Annotated in this window: 2 tRNA genes and 1 rRNA gene; all 3 read right to left on the bottom strand. The window is 50.1% G+C overall.

Annotated elements, in window-relative coordinates:
• A 16S ribosomal RNA gene (locus tag EVJ33_RS15240) occupies positions 1-106 on the bottom strand; the annotation flags it as partial.
• Positions 107-210: 104 nt separating this feature from the next.
• A tRNA-Ala gene (locus EVJ33_RS15235) sits at positions 211-286 on the bottom strand.
• Positions 287-297: 11 nt separating this feature from the next.
• A tRNA-Pro gene (locus tag EVJ33_RS15230) sits at positions 298-374 on the bottom strand.
• Positions 375-423 lie beyond the last annotated feature (49 nt).

Here is a 423-nt window from a genome sequence, read left to right as displayed (position 1 = left end):
CCATCAACGTCCCCCCGAAGGGTTCAGATGATTTCCTGCGCTCGACTTGCATGTATTAGGCACGCCGCCAGCGTTCGTCCTGAGCCAGGATCAAACTCTCCAAAGAATTTGATATAGCTCTTTAAAAATGACGAAGCTTGCGCTTCATTCAAAAATTGTAAAACTTTTTTGCCTCATCGTTCAGTTTTCAAAGTTCGTCGGTTTCAAAAATGGTGGAGCCTAGCGGGATCGAACCGCTGACCTCCTGCGTGCAAGGCAGGCGCTCTCCCAGCTGAGCTAAGGCCCCAAAAGTTATGATGGTCGGGAAGACAGGATTCGAACCTGCGACCCCTTGGTCCCAAACCAAGTGCTCTACCAAGCTGAGCTACTTCCCGTTATAAATGGTGCACCCTGAGAGATTCGAACTCCCGGCCTTTAGATTCG

The sequence above is a fragment of the Exiguobacterium sp. SL-10 genome, assembly GCF_004337025.1.
Taxonomy (GTDB): domain Bacteria; phylum Bacillota; class Bacilli; order Exiguobacteriales; family Exiguobacteriaceae; genus Exiguobacterium.
This window is presented reverse-complemented; position numbering and strand designations above follow the sequence as displayed.